The sequence below is a fragment of the Pseudomonas rhizosphaerae genome (assembly GCF_000761155.1).
Classification (GTDB): domain Bacteria; phylum Pseudomonadota; class Gammaproteobacteria; order Pseudomonadales; family Pseudomonadaceae; genus Aquipseudomonas; species Aquipseudomonas rhizosphaerae.
In genome coordinates, this window is record NZ_CP009533.1 from 793,442 (window position 1) to 807,993 (window position 14,552).

At 61.9% G+C, this 14,552-nt stretch carries 12 protein-coding genes; 6 read left to right on the forward strand and 6 right to left on the reverse strand.

Annotated elements, in window-relative coordinates; translation table 11 throughout:
* Positions 1–135: 135 nt before the first annotated feature.
* The 4 genes from LT40_RS03625 to LT40_RS03640 all read right to left on the reverse strand — a co-directional run bounded on the left by LT40_RS03625 (position 136) and on the right by LT40_RS03640 (position 6,209).
* On the reverse strand, positions 136–1,734 hold the full coding sequence (locus LT40_RS03625) for an ABC transporter substrate-binding protein (RefSeq protein ID WP_043186612.1): 1,599 nt from the start codon (positions 1,732–1,734) through the stop codon (positions 136–138).
* A 207-nt stretch (positions 1,735–1,941) separates the two neighbouring features.
* Positions 1,942–3,543 carry an ABC transporter substrate-binding protein gene (locus tag LT40_RS03630; protein ID WP_043186614.1) on the reverse strand — a complete coding sequence of 534 codons (1,602 nt, stop codon included), beginning with the start codon at positions 3,541–3,543 and terminating at the stop codon, positions 1,942–1,944.
* 256 nt (positions 3,544–3,799) lie between these two features.
* The gene (locus LT40_RS03635; RefSeq protein WP_043186616.1) at positions 3,800–5,401 is read right to left on the reverse strand and encodes an ABC transporter substrate-binding protein; all 1,602 of its coding nucleotides are present in this window, start codon (positions 5,399–5,401) and stop codon (positions 3,800–3,802) included.
* Positions 5,402–5,498: 97 nt separating this feature from the next.
* Positions 5,499–6,209: an SIMPL domain-containing protein gene (locus LT40_RS03640; protein ID WP_043186618.1), complete on the reverse strand. Its 711-nt coding sequence runs from the start codon at positions 6,207–6,209 to the stop codon at positions 5,499–5,501.
* A gap of 200 nt (positions 6,210–6,409) precedes the next feature.
* On the opposite strand from LT40_RS03640, the gene LT40_RS03645 reads away from it, so the two are divergent.
* From LT40_RS03645 to LT40_RS03670, 6 genes are all read left to right on the forward strand, one after another.
* Complete coding sequence (locus tag LT40_RS03645; RefSeq protein ID WP_043186621.1) at positions 6,410–7,669, forward strand: ATP-binding protein; 1,260 nt, start codon at positions 6,410–6,412, stop codon at positions 7,667–7,669.
* A complete protein-coding gene (locus LT40_RS03650; protein WP_043186624.1) occupies positions 7,666–8,226 on the forward strand; it encodes a response regulator transcription factor in 561 nt (186 codons plus the stop codon). Before LT40_RS03645 ends, LT40_RS03650 begins: the two co-directional genes overlap by 4 nt.
* A gap of 154 nt (positions 8,227–8,380) precedes the next feature.
* The gene (locus LT40_RS03655; protein ID WP_043186627.1) at positions 8,381–9,130 is read left to right on the forward strand and encodes a FadR/GntR family transcriptional regulator; all 750 of its coding nucleotides are present in this window, start codon (positions 8,381–8,383) and stop codon (positions 9,128–9,130) included.
* 393 nt (positions 9,131–9,523) lie between these two features.
* A complete protein-coding gene (gene kdgD / locus LT40_RS03660) occupies positions 9,524–10,435 on the forward strand; it encodes a 5-dehydro-4-deoxyglucarate dehydratase (RefSeq protein ID WP_043186629.1) in 912 nt (303 codons plus the stop codon).
* 210 nt (positions 10,436–10,645) lie between these two features.
* Positions 10,646–11,587, forward strand: coding sequence for an AEC family transporter (locus LT40_RS03665; RefSeq protein WP_043186633.1), 942 nt, complete (start codon positions 10,646–10,648; stop codon positions 11,585–11,587).
* Between the two features lie 45 nt (positions 11,588–11,632).
* Positions 11,633–12,985: an amino acid permease gene (locus tag LT40_RS03670; protein WP_043186638.1), complete on the forward strand. Its 1,353-nt coding sequence runs from the start codon at positions 11,633–11,635 to the stop codon at positions 12,983–12,985.
* A gap of 7 nt (positions 12,986–12,992) precedes the next feature.
* On the opposite strand, the gene LT40_RS03675 is transcribed toward LT40_RS03670, so the two are convergent.
* Positions 12,993–14,018 carry a calcium/sodium antiporter gene (locus tag LT40_RS03675; protein ID WP_043193275.1) on the reverse strand — a complete coding sequence of 342 codons (1,026 nt, stop codon included), beginning with the start codon at positions 14,016–14,018 and terminating at the stop codon, positions 12,993–12,995.
* A 57-nt stretch (positions 14,019–14,075) separates the two neighbouring features.
* Positions 14,076–14,438, reverse strand: coding sequence for a septal ring lytic transglycosylase RlpA family protein (locus tag LT40_RS03680; RefSeq protein ID WP_043186643.1), 363 nt, complete (start codon positions 14,436–14,438; stop codon positions 14,076–14,078).
* Positions 14,439–14,552 lie beyond the last annotated feature (114 nt).

Below are 14,552 nucleotides of genomic sequence, written 5' to 3' on the forward strand. Positions count from 1 at the left end.
ATGGCCGCTTTATCTGTGCGGCTGGCGCCCAATCCATGGCAAGTGATGACAGTTGCAAACGTTTGCTTGCTCTTTTTTGCCAAAAGCTCCCCAAACCCATGGCATGGCCACGGGTTAGGGGAAGGCTTGGCTTATCTAGTCGCGGACGCTCACGCCGCCGAAGTCGTTACGCCCGAACGGGCTGACCTTGAAGCCGTCGACCTTGACGCTGACTGGCTGGTTGACGGTGGAGTGGGCGATCGGGGTGATCGGCACCTGCTGCTTGAGCAACTGCTGGGCCTGGCGATAGAGCACGCTGCGCTCTTCGCGGTCGGTGACGCGCTTGGCTTGTTGCACCAGCTTGTCGTAGTCCTGGTTGCACCACATCGAGTAGTTGTTGCTGCCGATCGCATCGCAGCTGTACAGCGTGCCCAGCCAGTTGTCCGGATCACCATTGTCGCCGGTCCAGCCAATCAGCGAGACGTCGTGTTCGCCGCGTTTGGTGCGGTCCAGGTACTCGCCCCACTCATAGCTGACGATCTTGACCTTGAGGCCGATCTTGCCCCAGTCGGCCTGCAGCATTTCTGCCATGAGCTTGGCGTTGGGGTTGTAGGGACGCTGCACGGGCATGGCCCACAGGGTGATCTCGGTGCCTTCCTTGACGCCGGCGGCCTGCAGCATCTGCTTGGCTTTCTCCGGATCGAAGGGCGCGTCCTTGATGCTTTCGTCGTAGGACCACTGGGTCGGCGGCATGGCGTTGACGGCCTTTTGCCCGGCGCCCTGGTAGACGGCCTTGAGGATTGCGTCCTTGTTCACCGCCATGTCCATGGCCTGGCGCACTTCCAGCTGGTCGAACGGCTTGTGGCGCACGTTGTAGGTGATATAGCCCAGGTTGTAGCCGGCCTGCTCCATGACCTTGAGCTTGGGGTCTGCCTTCAGGCCCGCGAGGTCGGCGGGGCGTGGGTAGGCGGTGACTTGACACTCGTTCTTCTTGAGCTTCTGCATGCGCACCGACGCGTCGGTGTTGATGGCGAAGATCAGTTGGTCGACCTTCACCTGGCTCATGTCCCAGTACTGCGGGTTGGCCTTGTAGCGGATCTGCGAGTCTTTCTGGTAGCGCTGGAAGGCGAACGGACCGGTGCCGATCGGCTTCTGGTTGATGTCGCGCATGTTGCCGCTCTTGAGCAGTTGCTCGGCATACTCCGCAGACTGGATGGACGCGAAGTTCATGGCGATGTTCTGCACGAACGCGGCGTCTACGGCGTTGAGGGTGAACACCACGGTGTGGTCATCGGTTTTCTCGACCTTGGCGATGTTCTTGTCCAGGCTCATGCTGACGAAGTAGGGGAACTCGGTCGGGTACGCCTTGCGGAACGGCTGGTTGGAGTCGAGCATGCGGTTGAAAGTGAACAGCACGTCGTCGGCGTTGAAGTCGCGGGTCGGCTTGAACGCTTCGTTGCTGTGGAACTTGACCCCTTCGCGCAAGTGGAAGGTGTAGGTCAGGCCGTCTTCGGAGATGTCCCACTTGGTCGCCAGCGCGGGAATCACGCTGGTGCCGCCTTTTTCGAATTCGGTCAGGCGGTTGTAGATCGGTTGCGAAGCATCATTGTCGGTACCGCTGGTGTACTGGGCGATGTCGAAGCCTGCGGGGCTGCCTTCGGAGCAGTACACGAGGCTGTTGGCGGCCTGGCTGAGGCCGACCTGGCCGAGCAGGCCCAGAGCGAGCATGGCGGAGCAAAGCTGGGTATGTCGCATGATAGTCCCTGTCTTGTTGTTTTCCGATCGTGGGTCGCCAGGTCCCTAGCGGGAATACGGCGGCCGTCGCCAAGGAAAGCTAGTCCCATTTGGCGAGGGCGTATGTCGGCCTATTCCGGTAATGCTGTGGGAAAAATCCTGGCATTTGTGAAGGCGGGCAATGGACCACTCGGTTCACTGCCCGCTTCCATAGAGGCGGCGTGTTGATCAGTCCTTCACGCCTACGCCGTAGAACGAGTTCAAGCCAAAGGGGCTGATCTTGAAGTCGGTGACCTTGGCGCTCATGGGCTGGTAGACCGTGGAGTGCGCGATCGGGGTGATCGGCACTTGCTCCTTGAGGCGCACCTGGGCCTGCTTGTACAGCTCGGTGCGCTTGGCCTGGTCGGGTGTGGCCTTGGCGGTCTTGATCAGTTGGTCGTAGTCTTTGTCGCACCACTTGGAGAAGTTGTTGCCGTTCACTGCGTCGCAGCCGTACAGCGTGCCCAGCCAGTTGTCCGGGTCACCGTTGTCGCCGCTCCAGCCGATCAGCATGGCATCGGTCTCACCGGCCTTGGCGCGCTTGAGGTATTCACCCCACTCGTAGCTGACGATCTTGGCCTTGATACCGACCTTGGCCCAGTCCGACTGCAGCATTTCGGCCATCAGCTTGGCGTTGGGGTTGTAGGGACGCTGAACAGGCATGGCCCACAGGGTGATCTCGGTACCTTCCTTGACCCCGGCTTCCTTGAGCAGCTTCTTGGCCTCTTCGACGTTGTACCCGGCGTCCTTGATGCTCGTGTCATAGGACCACTGGGTCGGCGGCATGGCGTTGACCGCCAACTGGCCGGCGCCCTGGTACACCGCTTCGATGATGCTCTGCTTGTTCACCGCCATGTCCAGCGCCTGGCGAACCTTGAGGTTGCCCAGCGGTTCGTGGGTGACGTTGTAGGCGATGTAACCCAGGTTGAAGCCGGCCTGGTCGGGCATCTGCAGCTTCTTGTCTTCCTTGAGCGGCTTGAGATCGGCCGGACGCGGATAGACGCTGACCTGGCATTCGTTCTTCTTGAGCTTCTGCATGCGCACGGATGCATCGGTGGTGATGGCGAAGATCAGGTTGTCGATCTTCACGTCATCCGGGTTCCAGTAATCCTTGTTGCCCTTGTAGCGAATCTGCGCGTCTTTCTGATAGCGATTGAATACGAACGGGCCAGTACCAATCGGCTTCTGGTTGATGTCGGCGGCCTTGCCCTGCTTGAGCAATTGCGCGGCGTATTCGGCGGACTGGATCGAGGCGAAGCTCATGGCCATGTTCTGGATGAACGCGGCGTCGACCGTTTTCAACGTGAAGCGGACGGTGTGATCGTCGAGCTTCTCGATGTTGGTGATGTTCTCGTCCATGCCCATGTCGGTGAAGTACGGGAACTCGGTCGGATAGGCTTTGCGGAACGGCATGTTCTTGTCGATCATGCGGTTGAAGGTGAACAGCACGTCGTCGGCGTTGAATTCGCGGGACGGCTTGAAGTAGTCGGTGGTGTGGAACTTGACCCCTTCGCGCAAGTGGAAGGTGTAGGTCAGCGCATCTTCGGAAATGTCCCAGCTCGTGGCCAAGCCTGGGATGACTGCGGTGCCACCACGCTCGAACTGGCTCAGACGGTTGAAGATGGTTTCTGCCGAAGCGTCGAAATCCGTACCACTGGTATACAGCGCCGGGTCAAAACCCGCCGGACTGCCTTCAGAGCAGAATACAAGGTTGCTCGCAGCATGGGCGAAAGGGGCGCTGGCAAGCAAGCCGGCCCCGACGATGAACGGAATGACCGCGGTTTTGAGCATGGTGGCCTCAGTTGTTGTCATTTTAAGAATGAGGGCGACCTTGTGAGTCGACCCGGCCGATACTTATGCAGGCGGCATACCCAAATCAACTGTTTGCGTTGTATCGGCGCTGAAACGGTGGGACGGGCGTACACGAATGTCGCATCGATATAAGTTTTTCGGTAGTTGAACGCATGTTCAACAACATTTGACAGGCGAACGCACAGTTATCGACCCCATTGCACCACGGTGACGCACTGCAATGGGGCGTTCGGTATCACTGCGAAAGGCTGACACCATAGAAGGGCGTCAGGCCGAAGGGGCTGATGCGGAAATCCTGGACTTCCTTGCGCATGGGTTGGAATACGGTCGAGTTGGCAATCGGCGTGATGGGCACCTGTTGCTTGAGAATGGCCTGCGCCTGCTGGTACAGCTTCACGCGTTCGTCGCGGTCGCTGCTCAGCTTGGCCTGCTGGATCAGCTTGTCGTAGGCCGGATCGCACCATTTGGCGTAGTTGCTGCCCTTGACCGCGGCGCAGCTGTAGAGCACACCGAGCCAATTGTCGGGGTCGCCATTGTCGCCAGTCCAGCCATAGATCATGGTGTCGTGCTCGCCGTTCTTGGCGCGCTTGATGTACTCGCCCCATTCATAGCTGACGATGTTGGCCTTGATGTCGATCTTGGCCCAGTCATTCTGGATCATCTGCGCCGACATGCGCGCATTGGGGTTGGATGCGCGCTGCACCGTCATGGCCCACAGGTCGATGGTCGTGCCCTCTTTTATTCCGGCCTCCTTGAGCAGGGCACGGGCCTTGGTAATGTCGTGGGGCGCGTCTTTGATGCGGGTGTCGTACGACCATTGCGCAGGGGGCAGGGCGTTCTGCGCCAACTGACCGGCGCTCTGGTAGACCGCCTTGATGATGGCCGGCTTGTCGATGGCCATGTCCAGTGCCTGACGCACCTTGAGCTGATCGAGCGGCGGATGGGTCACGTTGTAGGCAAGAAAGCCCAGGTTGAAGCCGGGCTGGCTCAGCACCCGCAGGTTGGGATCCTGTTTCATCACGTCGATGTCGGCCGGGCGCGGATACCCACTGACCTGGCATTCGCCGGCCTTGAGTTTCTGCAGGCGCACTGCAGCATCGGTACTGATGGAGAAGATCAGGTTGTCGAGCTTGACGTCTTCGGGCTTCCAGTACGCCTTGTTGGCGGTGTAGCGGATCTGCGAATCCTTCTGGTAACGCTTGAACACGAACGGGCCGGTGCCGATGGGTTTCTGGTTGATGTCGGCAGCCTTGCCCTGCTTGAGCAATTGGTCTGCGTATTCGGCCGATTGCACCGAGGCGAAACTCATCGCCAGGTTCTGCACGAAAGCAGCGTCGACCGTGTTCAGGGTGAACATTACGGTGTGCTCATCCTGTTTGCTGACCGACTTGATGTTGGTGTTCAAGCCCATGTCGGTGAAGTACGGCGATTCCGAAGGGTAGGCCTTGCGGAATGGGTGCTCAGGGTCGAGCAGGCGCTGGAAGGTGAACAGCACATCGCCCGCGTTGAAGTCACGGCTGGGCGTGAAGTAGTCGGTGGTGTGGAACTTGACGCCTTCGCGCAGGTGGAAGGTGTAGGTCAAGCCGTCCGGGGAGACATCCCACGAGGTGGCCAGCCCTGGTTCGACTTCGGTACCGCCGCGCTTGAACTGGGTCAGGCGATTGAAGACGGTTTCCGCCGAGGCGTCGAAATCGGTGCCGCTGGTGTACTGGCTGGGGTCGAAACCGGCGGGGCTGGCTTCGGAGCAGTACACCAGCGTGCTTGCGGCTTGGGCCATGGGCATCCCGGCGCACAGGGCAGCGGTGAGCAGCAGGGGCTTGAAGGCAGGGATATCCATAGGGAGCCTCGATAGATGAAGGGATGTACAGACTGAGTCGTCTTCGCGGACAGAACCCCTCCTGCAGGAGGGGTATGCCCTCATGGGCGACAGCGTATCAAGGCATCATGACTTCGATGACGCCGTCGGCGTTGATGCTGACCTCGCTGGTGCCGGCTTCCACATCCGGGGTCACCGGGGCGGCGTCGGCACGTGCGGCTTTCATCATCATGGGAGCCGAGGCGTAGGGGCGAGGGTAACCCGCGCTGTTGAGGTTGAGGTTGACCACCTTGTAGCTCTTGCCACCCAGGGCGTCGGTGGCCAGTTGGGCCCGGGCCTTGAACGCGGCCACCGCTTCCTTGAGCAGGGCGTCTTCGCTCTGCTTGCGAGTCTTGTCGGCGATGGAGAAGTCCATGGCGCCCATCTTCAAGCTCTGCAACAGTTCGCCGGTGAGCTTGGACAAAGCAGGGAAGTCGGCGCTTTCCAGGCGAACTTCGGCACGTTCGCGCCAGCCAGTGATGGTCTGGCCCTTGTCATCGTAGATCGGATAGCTGTTGCGACTGCCCTGGCGTACGATCACGCCCTTGACCTCACGGGCCTGGGCCAGGGCCTTGTTCAGGGTATCGCTGATGCCGGCGGCGAGCTTGGCTGGGTCGGCGTTCTGTTCTTCGCTGTAGAGGGTCACGAGCATCAGGTCGCGAGGCACTTCCTGGCTGACCTCGGCACGCAGGGAAATCTGATTGTAGCGGGCCTCGTCGGCCAGGGCAGGGAGGCTGGACAACAGGCTTGCGCCAAGGACCAGGGCGGCGCTGCGGGTGATGACGGGCATGGAAAACTCCTTGTTGTAGGTGCTGCGTAAGACTGACCAGGCGGGATGCGGTTCCTGAGAGGCGCACATGGACCTACCACCTTTCACACTAAACCGAAGGTCTGGATGACGAACGCGGTCATTTGCCGCAGTTTCCGCTGTCGGCGCGCCGAGTTGGTTATACTTGCACCGATCCGCCTGCAGCGCTCACTGGAGAGCACATGCTCGCCCACCCTATGCCTCTTTCCGCATCCCGCCAGAACCTCTGGCGCCTGACCTTCATCCGCACACTGGTACTGGCCGCACAGGCCGGTTCGGTCGGCTTCGCCTACCTCACGCACCTGCTGCCCTTGCCTTGGCTGGCGTTGAGCACAACCCTGGCGGTGTCGGCCATTCTCTGCGCGCTGACCGTCCTGCGCCTGCGCTTCTCGTTGCCGGTCACCGAGCTGGAATATGCCCTGCAACTGGCTTGCGACCTGCTCATCCACAGTGTCCTGCTGTACTACTCGGGCGGCGGCGCCAACCCGTTCGTTTCCTACTACCTGGTGCCGCTGACCATCGCCGCCGTCACCCTGCCGTGGGTCTATTCCCTGGTGCTGTCGGGTATCGCCCTGGCGTGCTACACCTTCATGCTGGCGCACTTCTACCCCCTCGATGCACTGCCGATCGGCCGTGAAAACCTGCAGATCTACGGCATGTGGCTGAGCTTCGCCCTGGCGGCTTCGGTGATCACCTTCTTCGCCGCCAAGATGGCCGAGGAGTTGCGCCGCCAGGAACGACTGCGCGCCCAGCGCCGCGAAGAGGGGCTGCGCGACCAGCAGCTGCTGGCCGTGGCCACCGAGGCCGCAGGCGCCGCCCACGAACTGGGCACGCCGCTGGCCACGATGAGCGTGCTGCTCAAGGAAATGCGTCAGGACCATCCCCAGCCCGAACTGCAGGAAGACCTGCAAGTGCTGCAGGATCAGGTCAAGCTGTGCAAGGAGACCCTGCAGCAACTGGTGCGCGCCGCCGAGGCCAACCGACGCATGGCGGTAGTCGACCAGCCGGTGACCGCCTGGCTCGACGAAGCCCTCAATCGCTGGCACCTGATGCGCCCCGAATCCAGCTATCGCTTCCATCGCGTGGGCCAGGGCGAGGTTCCCCACCTGGCGCCGCCGCCGGACCTTACCCAAGCGCTGCTCAACCTGCTCAACAACGCCGCCGACGCCTGCCCCGACAACCTCGAGGTCAAGCTGGACTGGGACAGCGAAGACATCTTCATCGTGATCCGTGACCACGGCGCGGGTGTCCCCCTGGCGATTGCCGAGCAGATCGGCAAGCCGTTCTTCACCACCAAGGGCAAGGGCTTCGGCCTTGGCCTGTTCTTGAGCAAGGCCAGCGTGACTCGTGCTGGCGGCTCGGTAAAACTCTATAGTCATGAAGAGGGCGGTACGCTCACCGAGCTGCGCCTGCCCCGTGGCGTCCGAGGAGATGATCAATGACTGACGAACACCAAGTCGAAGGCGAAGAGCTGCCGCACCTGTTGCTGGTGGACGACGACGCCACCTTTACCCGTGTCATGGCCCGCGCCATGAGCCGCCGGGGCTTCCGTGTCAGTACCGCAGGCAGCGCCGAGGAAGGCTTGAAGCTGGCCCAGGACGATGTGCCGGACTACGCTGCGCTGGACCTGAAGATGGACGGCGATTCCGGACTGGTCCTGCTGCCCAAGCTGCTGGAGCTCGACCCGGAGATGCGCGTGGTGATTCTCACCGGCTATTCGAGCATTGCCACCGCCGTGGAGGCGATCAAGCGCGGCGCCTGCAACTACCTGTGCAAACCTGCGGACGCCGATGACGTATTGGCTGCCCTGTCGGCCGAGCACGCCGACCTCGATACCCTGGTGCCGGAAAACCCGATGTCGGTCGACCGCCTGCAATGGGAGCACATTCAGCGCGTGCTCACCGAGCACGCCGGCAACATTTCGGCCACGGCGCGAGCGCTAGGTATGCATCGACGCACATTGCAACGCAAATTGCAGAAGCGGCCCGTGCGTCGCTGAGCGTGCAGCGAAGGCTCTGGTTGGCGCCTTGCCCATGCGTGCGGGCGTCATTCACCCGCCAGCCGGGGGTTTCGGCGACTCATGCCATGATCGTACAACCCGCTTTAGGCTATGATTGCTTCAATCACCGACTGTTTCGAGAATGACTTTCACTATGGATACTCAGAGCGCCGCCCCTCGCGCCCGCCGCAAACCGCGCAGCCTGGCCCAGGAACTGGTCGCCGTGTTGACCCAGCGCATCCTCGATGGCCAACTCAAGCGTGGCGACAAGCTGCCAACCGAGTCGGCCATCATGGAGGAACAAGGCGTCAGCCGGACCGTGGTGCGTGAAGCCATTTCCCGGCTGCAGGCGGCGGGGCAGGTGGAAACCCGCCATGGCATCGGCACATTCGTGCTCGATACGCCCAGCCCCAGTGGCTTTCGCATCGATCCGGCGACCATCGTCACCTTGCGCGACGTACTGGCAGTGCTCGAGTTGCGCATCAGCCTGGAAGTCGAGTCCGCTGGCCTGGCCGCCAATCGGCGCTCGCCCGAACAACTCGCCGCCATGCGCGCAGCCCTCGATGCACTGAACGAAAGCGCGGCCCATGCCAGTGATGCCGTGGCGTCCGATTTCCAGTTTCATCTGCAGATTGCCTTGTCCACCGGCAACCGCTACTTCACCGACATCATGACGCACCTGGGCACCAGCATCATTCCCCGCACCCGGCTCAATTCCGCACGCCTGGCACACGATGACCAACAGCACTACATGACCCGGCTCAGCCGCGAGCACGAGGAAATCTACGACGCCATCGCCCGCCAGGACGCCGATGCCGCACGGGCTGCCATGCGCCTGCACCTGACCAACAGCCGCGAACGCCTGCGCCAGGCCCACCAGGAAGCCGAAGCAAGCGGGGTTTGATCCGGTACACCTGAGCCTGCGCGGTGAGGCCGGACGCGGCTCGCGCCGCTGCTACAGAAATACCGCAAGTCGCATTGGCGTTGCATGCGATCCGCTCGACCCGGCACAGATATACGCAATCCCGTGTAGCAGCGGCGCAAGCCGCGTCGGCGGACAAGGTGATCTGCCTGACCCTACGCGGCGAGGCCGGCACGAATATACGCAATCCCCATAGCAGCGGCGCAAGCCGCGTCGGCGGTCGATGCGGTGCATCTGTCGTATCGCTGACAAACGCAAAATACTTCGCTCCTGCTATTGAGGAACTCCAAGAGTGGTTGTACGATGACGTACGACATCAGCCAGCCACGGCTGCTCGGTTGTTCAATTTTCCATGCGACTCAGGGTGTTCAAACAATGAATCCACAAGAACTAAAGTCCATCCTCAATCACGGTTTGCTGTCTTTCCCGGTAACCGACTTCACTGCCCAGGGCGACTTCCACCGCGAAGGCTACATCAAGCGCCTCGAATGGCTTGCCCCTTACGGTGCCAGCGCCCTGTTCGCTGCCGGCGGCACCGGTGAGTTCTTCTCCCTGGCCGCCAGCGAGTACTCGCAGGTGATCAAGACCGCGGTCGACACCTGCGCCACCAGCGTGCCTATTCTTGCAGGCGTTGGCGGTTCCACTCGCCAGGCCATCGAATACGCACAGGAAGCCGAGCGCCTGGGCGCCAAAGGCCTGTTGCTGCTGCCGCACTACCTGACCGAAGCCAGCCAGGATGGCGTGGCCGCCCATGTCGAGGCCGTGTGCAAATCGGTCAACATCGGCGTCATCGTCTACAACCGCAACGTTTGCCGCCTGAACGCACCGTTGCTCGAGCGTCTGGCCGAAACCTGCCCGAACCTGATCGGCTACAAGGACGGCCTGGGCGACATCGAACTGATGGTCTCGATCCGTCGCCGTCTGGGCGACCGCTTCAGCTACCTGGGTGGCCTGCCGACCGCCGAAGTCTACGCAGCGGCCTACAAGGCGCTGGGCGTGCCGGTGTATTCGTCTGCCGTGTTCAACTTCATCCCCAAGACCGCGATGGACTTCTACCACGCGATCGCCGCAGAAGATCACGTCACCGTAGGCAAGCTGATCGACGATTTCTTCCTGCCTTACCTGGACATCCGCAATCGTAAATCCGGCTATGCCGTCAGCATCGTCAAGGCTGGCGCCAAGATCGCTGGCTACGACGCAGGTCCGGTGCGCACCCCGCTGACTGACCTGACCGGCGAAGAGTACGAAATGCTCGCCGCCCTGATGGACAAGATGGGTCCGCAGTAAGCTTCAGAACCGCGGTGCGGCTTTCGCGGCCGCTAACCGCTCCTACTGGGATCTTGCAGACGCTGGGGATCTTTGTGGGAGCGGGGCGGGCGGTGAGCCCTCTGCCCGTGAAGGAGCTGCCCAAACACACGCTTTGCCAGAATTTCCCCGCCTCATCCCCCTATCCTCGCTATCATTGTCGCCTGACCCCAGGCAACAGGTTCCTCCGGCATGCTCGCCCTATTTCTGCAGACCCTGAACGTGACCGCTCCGGTGTTCGCCATGCTGTTTCTCGGCTATGGGCTGAAGCGAATCGAGTGGATCAACGATAACTTCATCAAGACCGCCTCGGCCTTGGTATTCAACGTCTGCATGCCTTCGTTGCTGTTCCTGGGCATCTACCACGCCGACCTGCGCTCGGCGCTCAAGCCCGGTTTGCTGGTGTACTTCGTGGTGGCCACCGTCGGCAGCTTCGCCATCGCCTGGTGGATCGCCACCAAGCGTTGCCCCGAAGTCGATCGCGGGGTCTTCACCCAAGGCGCTTTTCGCGGCAACAACGGTGTCATCGGCCTGGCCCTGGCCGGCAGCATGTATGGCGACTATGGTATTTCCCTGGGTTCGATCCTCGCGGGCCTGGTGATCGTGCTGTACAACTCGCTGTCCGTCGTGGTGCTGGCGATCTACAGCCCCAACATCAAGTCCGACCCCCTGAGCATCTGCAAGAGCATCCTGGTCAACCCGCTGATCATCAGCGTGGCGTTGGCCGTGCCCTTCGCCTGGCTGCAAGTGCCCATCCCCAACTGGATCCTGACCTCCGCCGATTACGTTGCACAGATGAGCCTGCCGCTGGCGCTGATCTGCATCGGCGGCACCCTGTCGCTGGCGGCGCTGCGCAGCAGTGGCTCGGTGGCCTTGAGCGCCAGCGCGGTGAAAATGATCCTGCTGCCGATCGTCGGTACATTCGGTGCCTGGCTGTTGGGCTTTCGCGGGGCGGAACTGGGCATTCTGTTCCTGTATATTGGCGCTCCTTCGGCCTCGGTCGGTTATGTCATGGTGCGGGCCAGCGGCGGCAACTATTCGCTCGCTGCCGCCATCATCGTGATCACCACCCTGGCGGCAGCCATCACCACCAATATCGGAATTTTCCTATTGCAGTGGGGCGGCTGGATCTAGACGCTGCTTGCCCACCGGCAAGCATTTACCCGCTAAGGAACCGCAATGGATGATCAATCCACCCCCGAAGGTCTGCATCGGGGTCTGAAAAACAGGCATATCCAGCTCATTGCCCTGGGCGGGGCCATCGGTACCGGCCTGTTCCTGGGCATCGCCCAGACCATCGGCATGGCAGGCCCTTCGGTCATTCTGGGCTACGCCATCGGCGGCCTGATCGCCTTCTTCATCATGCGTCAACTGGGTGAAATGGTGGTCGAGGAACCGGTCACCGGGACTTTCAGCCATTTCGCCAACCGCTACTGGAGCGGCCTGGCCGGGTTCATGTCCGGCTGGAACTACTGGGTGCTGTACGTGCTGGTGGGCATGGCCGAGCTGACCGCCGTGGGCATCTACATCAAGTATTGGTGGCCGGACGTGCCCACTTGGGCCTCGGCTGCGGTGTTCTTCGTGCTGATCAACGCGATCAACATGTTCCAGGTGAAGATCTACGGCGAAATGGAGTTCTGGTTTTCGTTGATCAAAGTGGCGGCCATCGTCAGCATGATCGGCTTCGGCGCCTGGATGCTGGCCACCGGCAACGGCGGGCCGGATGCCAGCGTTGCCAACCTCTGGCAATACGGCGGCTTCTTCCCCAATGGCATCGGTGGCCTGACCCTGGCCATGGCGGTGATCATGTTCTCCTTCGGCGGCCTGGAATTGGTCGGCATTACCGCCGCCGAAGCCGATGACCCCAAGCGCAGCATTCCCAAGGCCACCAACCAGGTGATCTACCGCATCCTGCTGTTCTACGTGGGTGCATTGACCATCCTGCTGTCGCTGTACCCGTGGCAGAAAGTGGTCGAGGGCGGCAGCCCGTTCGTGATGATCTTCCACGCACTGGACAGCAACGTGGTGGCGACCGTGCTCAACGTGGTGGTGCTGACCGCAGCGCTGTCGGTCTACAACAGTTGCGTCTATTGCAACAGCCGCATGCTGTTTGGCCTGGCGGTGCAGGGCGATGCACCCAAGACGTTGCTCAAGGTCAACCGCCGTGGCGTGCCCATGAAGGCGCTGGGGATTTCCGCGCTGGCAACCGGGTTGAGCGTGCTCATCAACTACCTGATGCCAGGCGAGGCCTTCGGCCTGCTGATGGCGCTGGCGGTGTCGGCACTGGTCATCAACTGGGGCATCATCAGCATCACCCACTTGAAGTTCCGCAAGGCCATGCGCGCCAACGCTCATGCAACGTTCTTTCCGAGCTGGGGTTACCCGATCACCAACTGGGTATGCCTGCTGTTCCTGGCCGGCATTCTGGTGATCATGTACATGACCCCGGGCATCCGCATTTCGGTGCTTCTGATTCCCGTCTGGCTGGGAGTGCTGGCGCTGGCATGGGTTGTCAAGAAGCGGCGAGGGTAAGGGGCGCTCAGTGCTGCCGACGCCAGGCTCGAACGGTGCCCCACAGCACCACCGCGGCGAGCACCGGCAGCACGTAGAACAGCATCAGCTCTTCCAGCCTTGCAGCCAGTGGCATGCCGGTGGTGAACGCCACCACATGCAGGCCGTAAGCGACGTACAGGCCGAGCAGTACCAGTCCTTCGATCCGTGTCACGCGGTACCCTGAATAGAACAGCGGCAGGCACAGCAAGGTGACGCCGAGCATCACCGGCAGGTCGAAATCCAGCGCGTTGGGCGAAACGCTCAAGGGCGCTGGCGCCAGCAGGGCGGTCAGGCCGAGCACGCCGAGCAGGTTGAACAGGTTGCTGCCAATGACGTTGCCCACTGCAATCTCGCGGTGACCGCGCATTGCGGCCACCAGCGAGGTGGCGAGTTCCGGCAGCGAAGTACCGACCGCGACGATGGTCAATCCGATCACCCGATCCGACAGGCCGAAATCGGTGGCCAGTTCCAGCGCCGCTTCCAGCAACCAGTGGCTTCCGGCAACCAGTAGCAGCAGCCCGCCCAGCATCATGCCCAGGCACTTGAGCCAAGGCGCTGTGCCCTGGGTCGACGCCACTCGGCCCGGATGCCGCGACTGACGCCACAATACGCCCAGGTAGCCCACCAGGGCCAAAAGCAGGATGCTGCCTTCCAGGCGTCCGAGCTGCTCGTTCAGGGCCAATCCAAACACCAGCGCGCTGGCTGCGATCAGCAAGGGAATATCGAGCCTGAGCAGTTGCCGGGACACCCGTAGCGGGATGATCAGCGCAGAGAGCCCCAGGGTTACCAGCAAACTGAAGATGTTGCTGCCCACCAGGCTGCCGACGGCGATATCGGGCGTGCCAACATACGTGGCCTGCAGGCTGACGGCCAACTGCGGCGCGCTACTGCCCAGCGCCACCACGCCCAAACCCACCACCAGGGGCCGTACCTTGAGGGCGGCCGCCAGACGCACGGCGCCGCGCACCAGCCATTCGGCGCCGGCAATCAGCAAAACCAGCCCAGCCAGCAATTGCAGCAAGGTCGGAGCGGGCAGGGTGGCGAGATCGAAGATGGCGGTGGCTCCGGGTCAGTCTTGCAAGGTTTGCACGCGCACGCGGGCAGTGCCGCTACGCAGCATGCCCAACTTTTCGGCGGCGCCCTTGGACACATCGATCAAGCGCCCGCGCGAGTGTGGACCGCGGTCGTTGATCCGTACGATGACGTTGCGTTGGTTGGCCAGGTTGGTCACCACCACTCGGGTGCCGAATGGTAGCTGGCGGTGCGCCGCGGTCAGGCCGTGCTGATCGAAGCGTTCGCCACTGGCCGTGCGAGCGCCATGGTGGCGCGCGCCGTAATAAGAGGCGACCCCGTCACGGTCGTAACCACGCGGGTCGATGATGCCGTTCGAACTGGCGCAACCAGCCAACAACGCAATCGCACCGGCACACACGACATGACGCCCAAATGAACAAGCCCCCCGTAGCAGCGGCGCAAGCCGCGTCAGCGGTATCCGCGATCCGTTTGAATCACCGCGCCGACGCCGGACGCGGCTTGCGCCGCTGCT

What these genes read in the sequence shown, in the direction of transcription:
- LT40_RS03650 (WP_043186624.1), top strand. Translation starts at nt 7,666, where the DNA reads ATGACTGACGAACACCAAGTCGAAGGCGAAGAGCTGCCGCACCTGTTG.
- LT40_RS03655 (WP_043186627.1), top strand. Translation starts at nt 8,381, where the DNA reads ATGGATACTCAGAGCGCCGCCCCTCGCGCCCGCCGCAAACCGCGCAGC.
- LT40_RS03625 (WP_043186612.1), bottom strand. Translation starts at nt 1,734, where the DNA reads ATGCGACATACCCAGCTTTGCTCCGCCATGCTCGCTCTGGGCCTGCTC.
- LT40_RS03670 (WP_043186638.1), top strand. Translation starts at nt 11,633, where the DNA reads ATGGATGATCAATCCACCCCCGAAGGTCTGCATCGGGGTCTGAAAAAC.
- LT40_RS03640 (WP_043186618.1), bottom strand. Translation starts at nt 6,209, where the DNA reads ATGCCCGTCATCACCCGCAGCGCCGCCCTGGTCCTTGGCGCAAGCCTG.
- LT40_RS03630 (WP_043186614.1), bottom strand. Translation starts at nt 3,543, where the DNA reads ATGCTCAAAACCGCGGTCATTCCGTTCATCGTCGGGGCCGGCTTGCTT.
- LT40_RS03635 (WP_043186616.1), bottom strand. Translation starts at nt 5,401, where the DNA reads ATGGATATCCCTGCCTTCAAGCCCCTGCTGCTCACCGCTGCCCTGTGC.
- kdgD (WP_043186629.1), top strand. Translation starts at nt 9,524, where the DNA reads ATGAATCCACAAGAACTAAAGTCCATCCTCAATCACGGTTTGCTGTCT.
- LT40_RS03645 (WP_043186621.1), top strand. Translation starts at nt 6,410, where the DNA reads ATGCTCGCCCACCCTATGCCTCTTTCCGCATCCCGCCAGAACCTCTGG.
- LT40_RS03665 (WP_043186633.1), top strand. Translation starts at nt 10,646, where the DNA reads ATGCTCGCCCTATTTCTGCAGACCCTGAACGTGACCGCTCCGGTGTTC.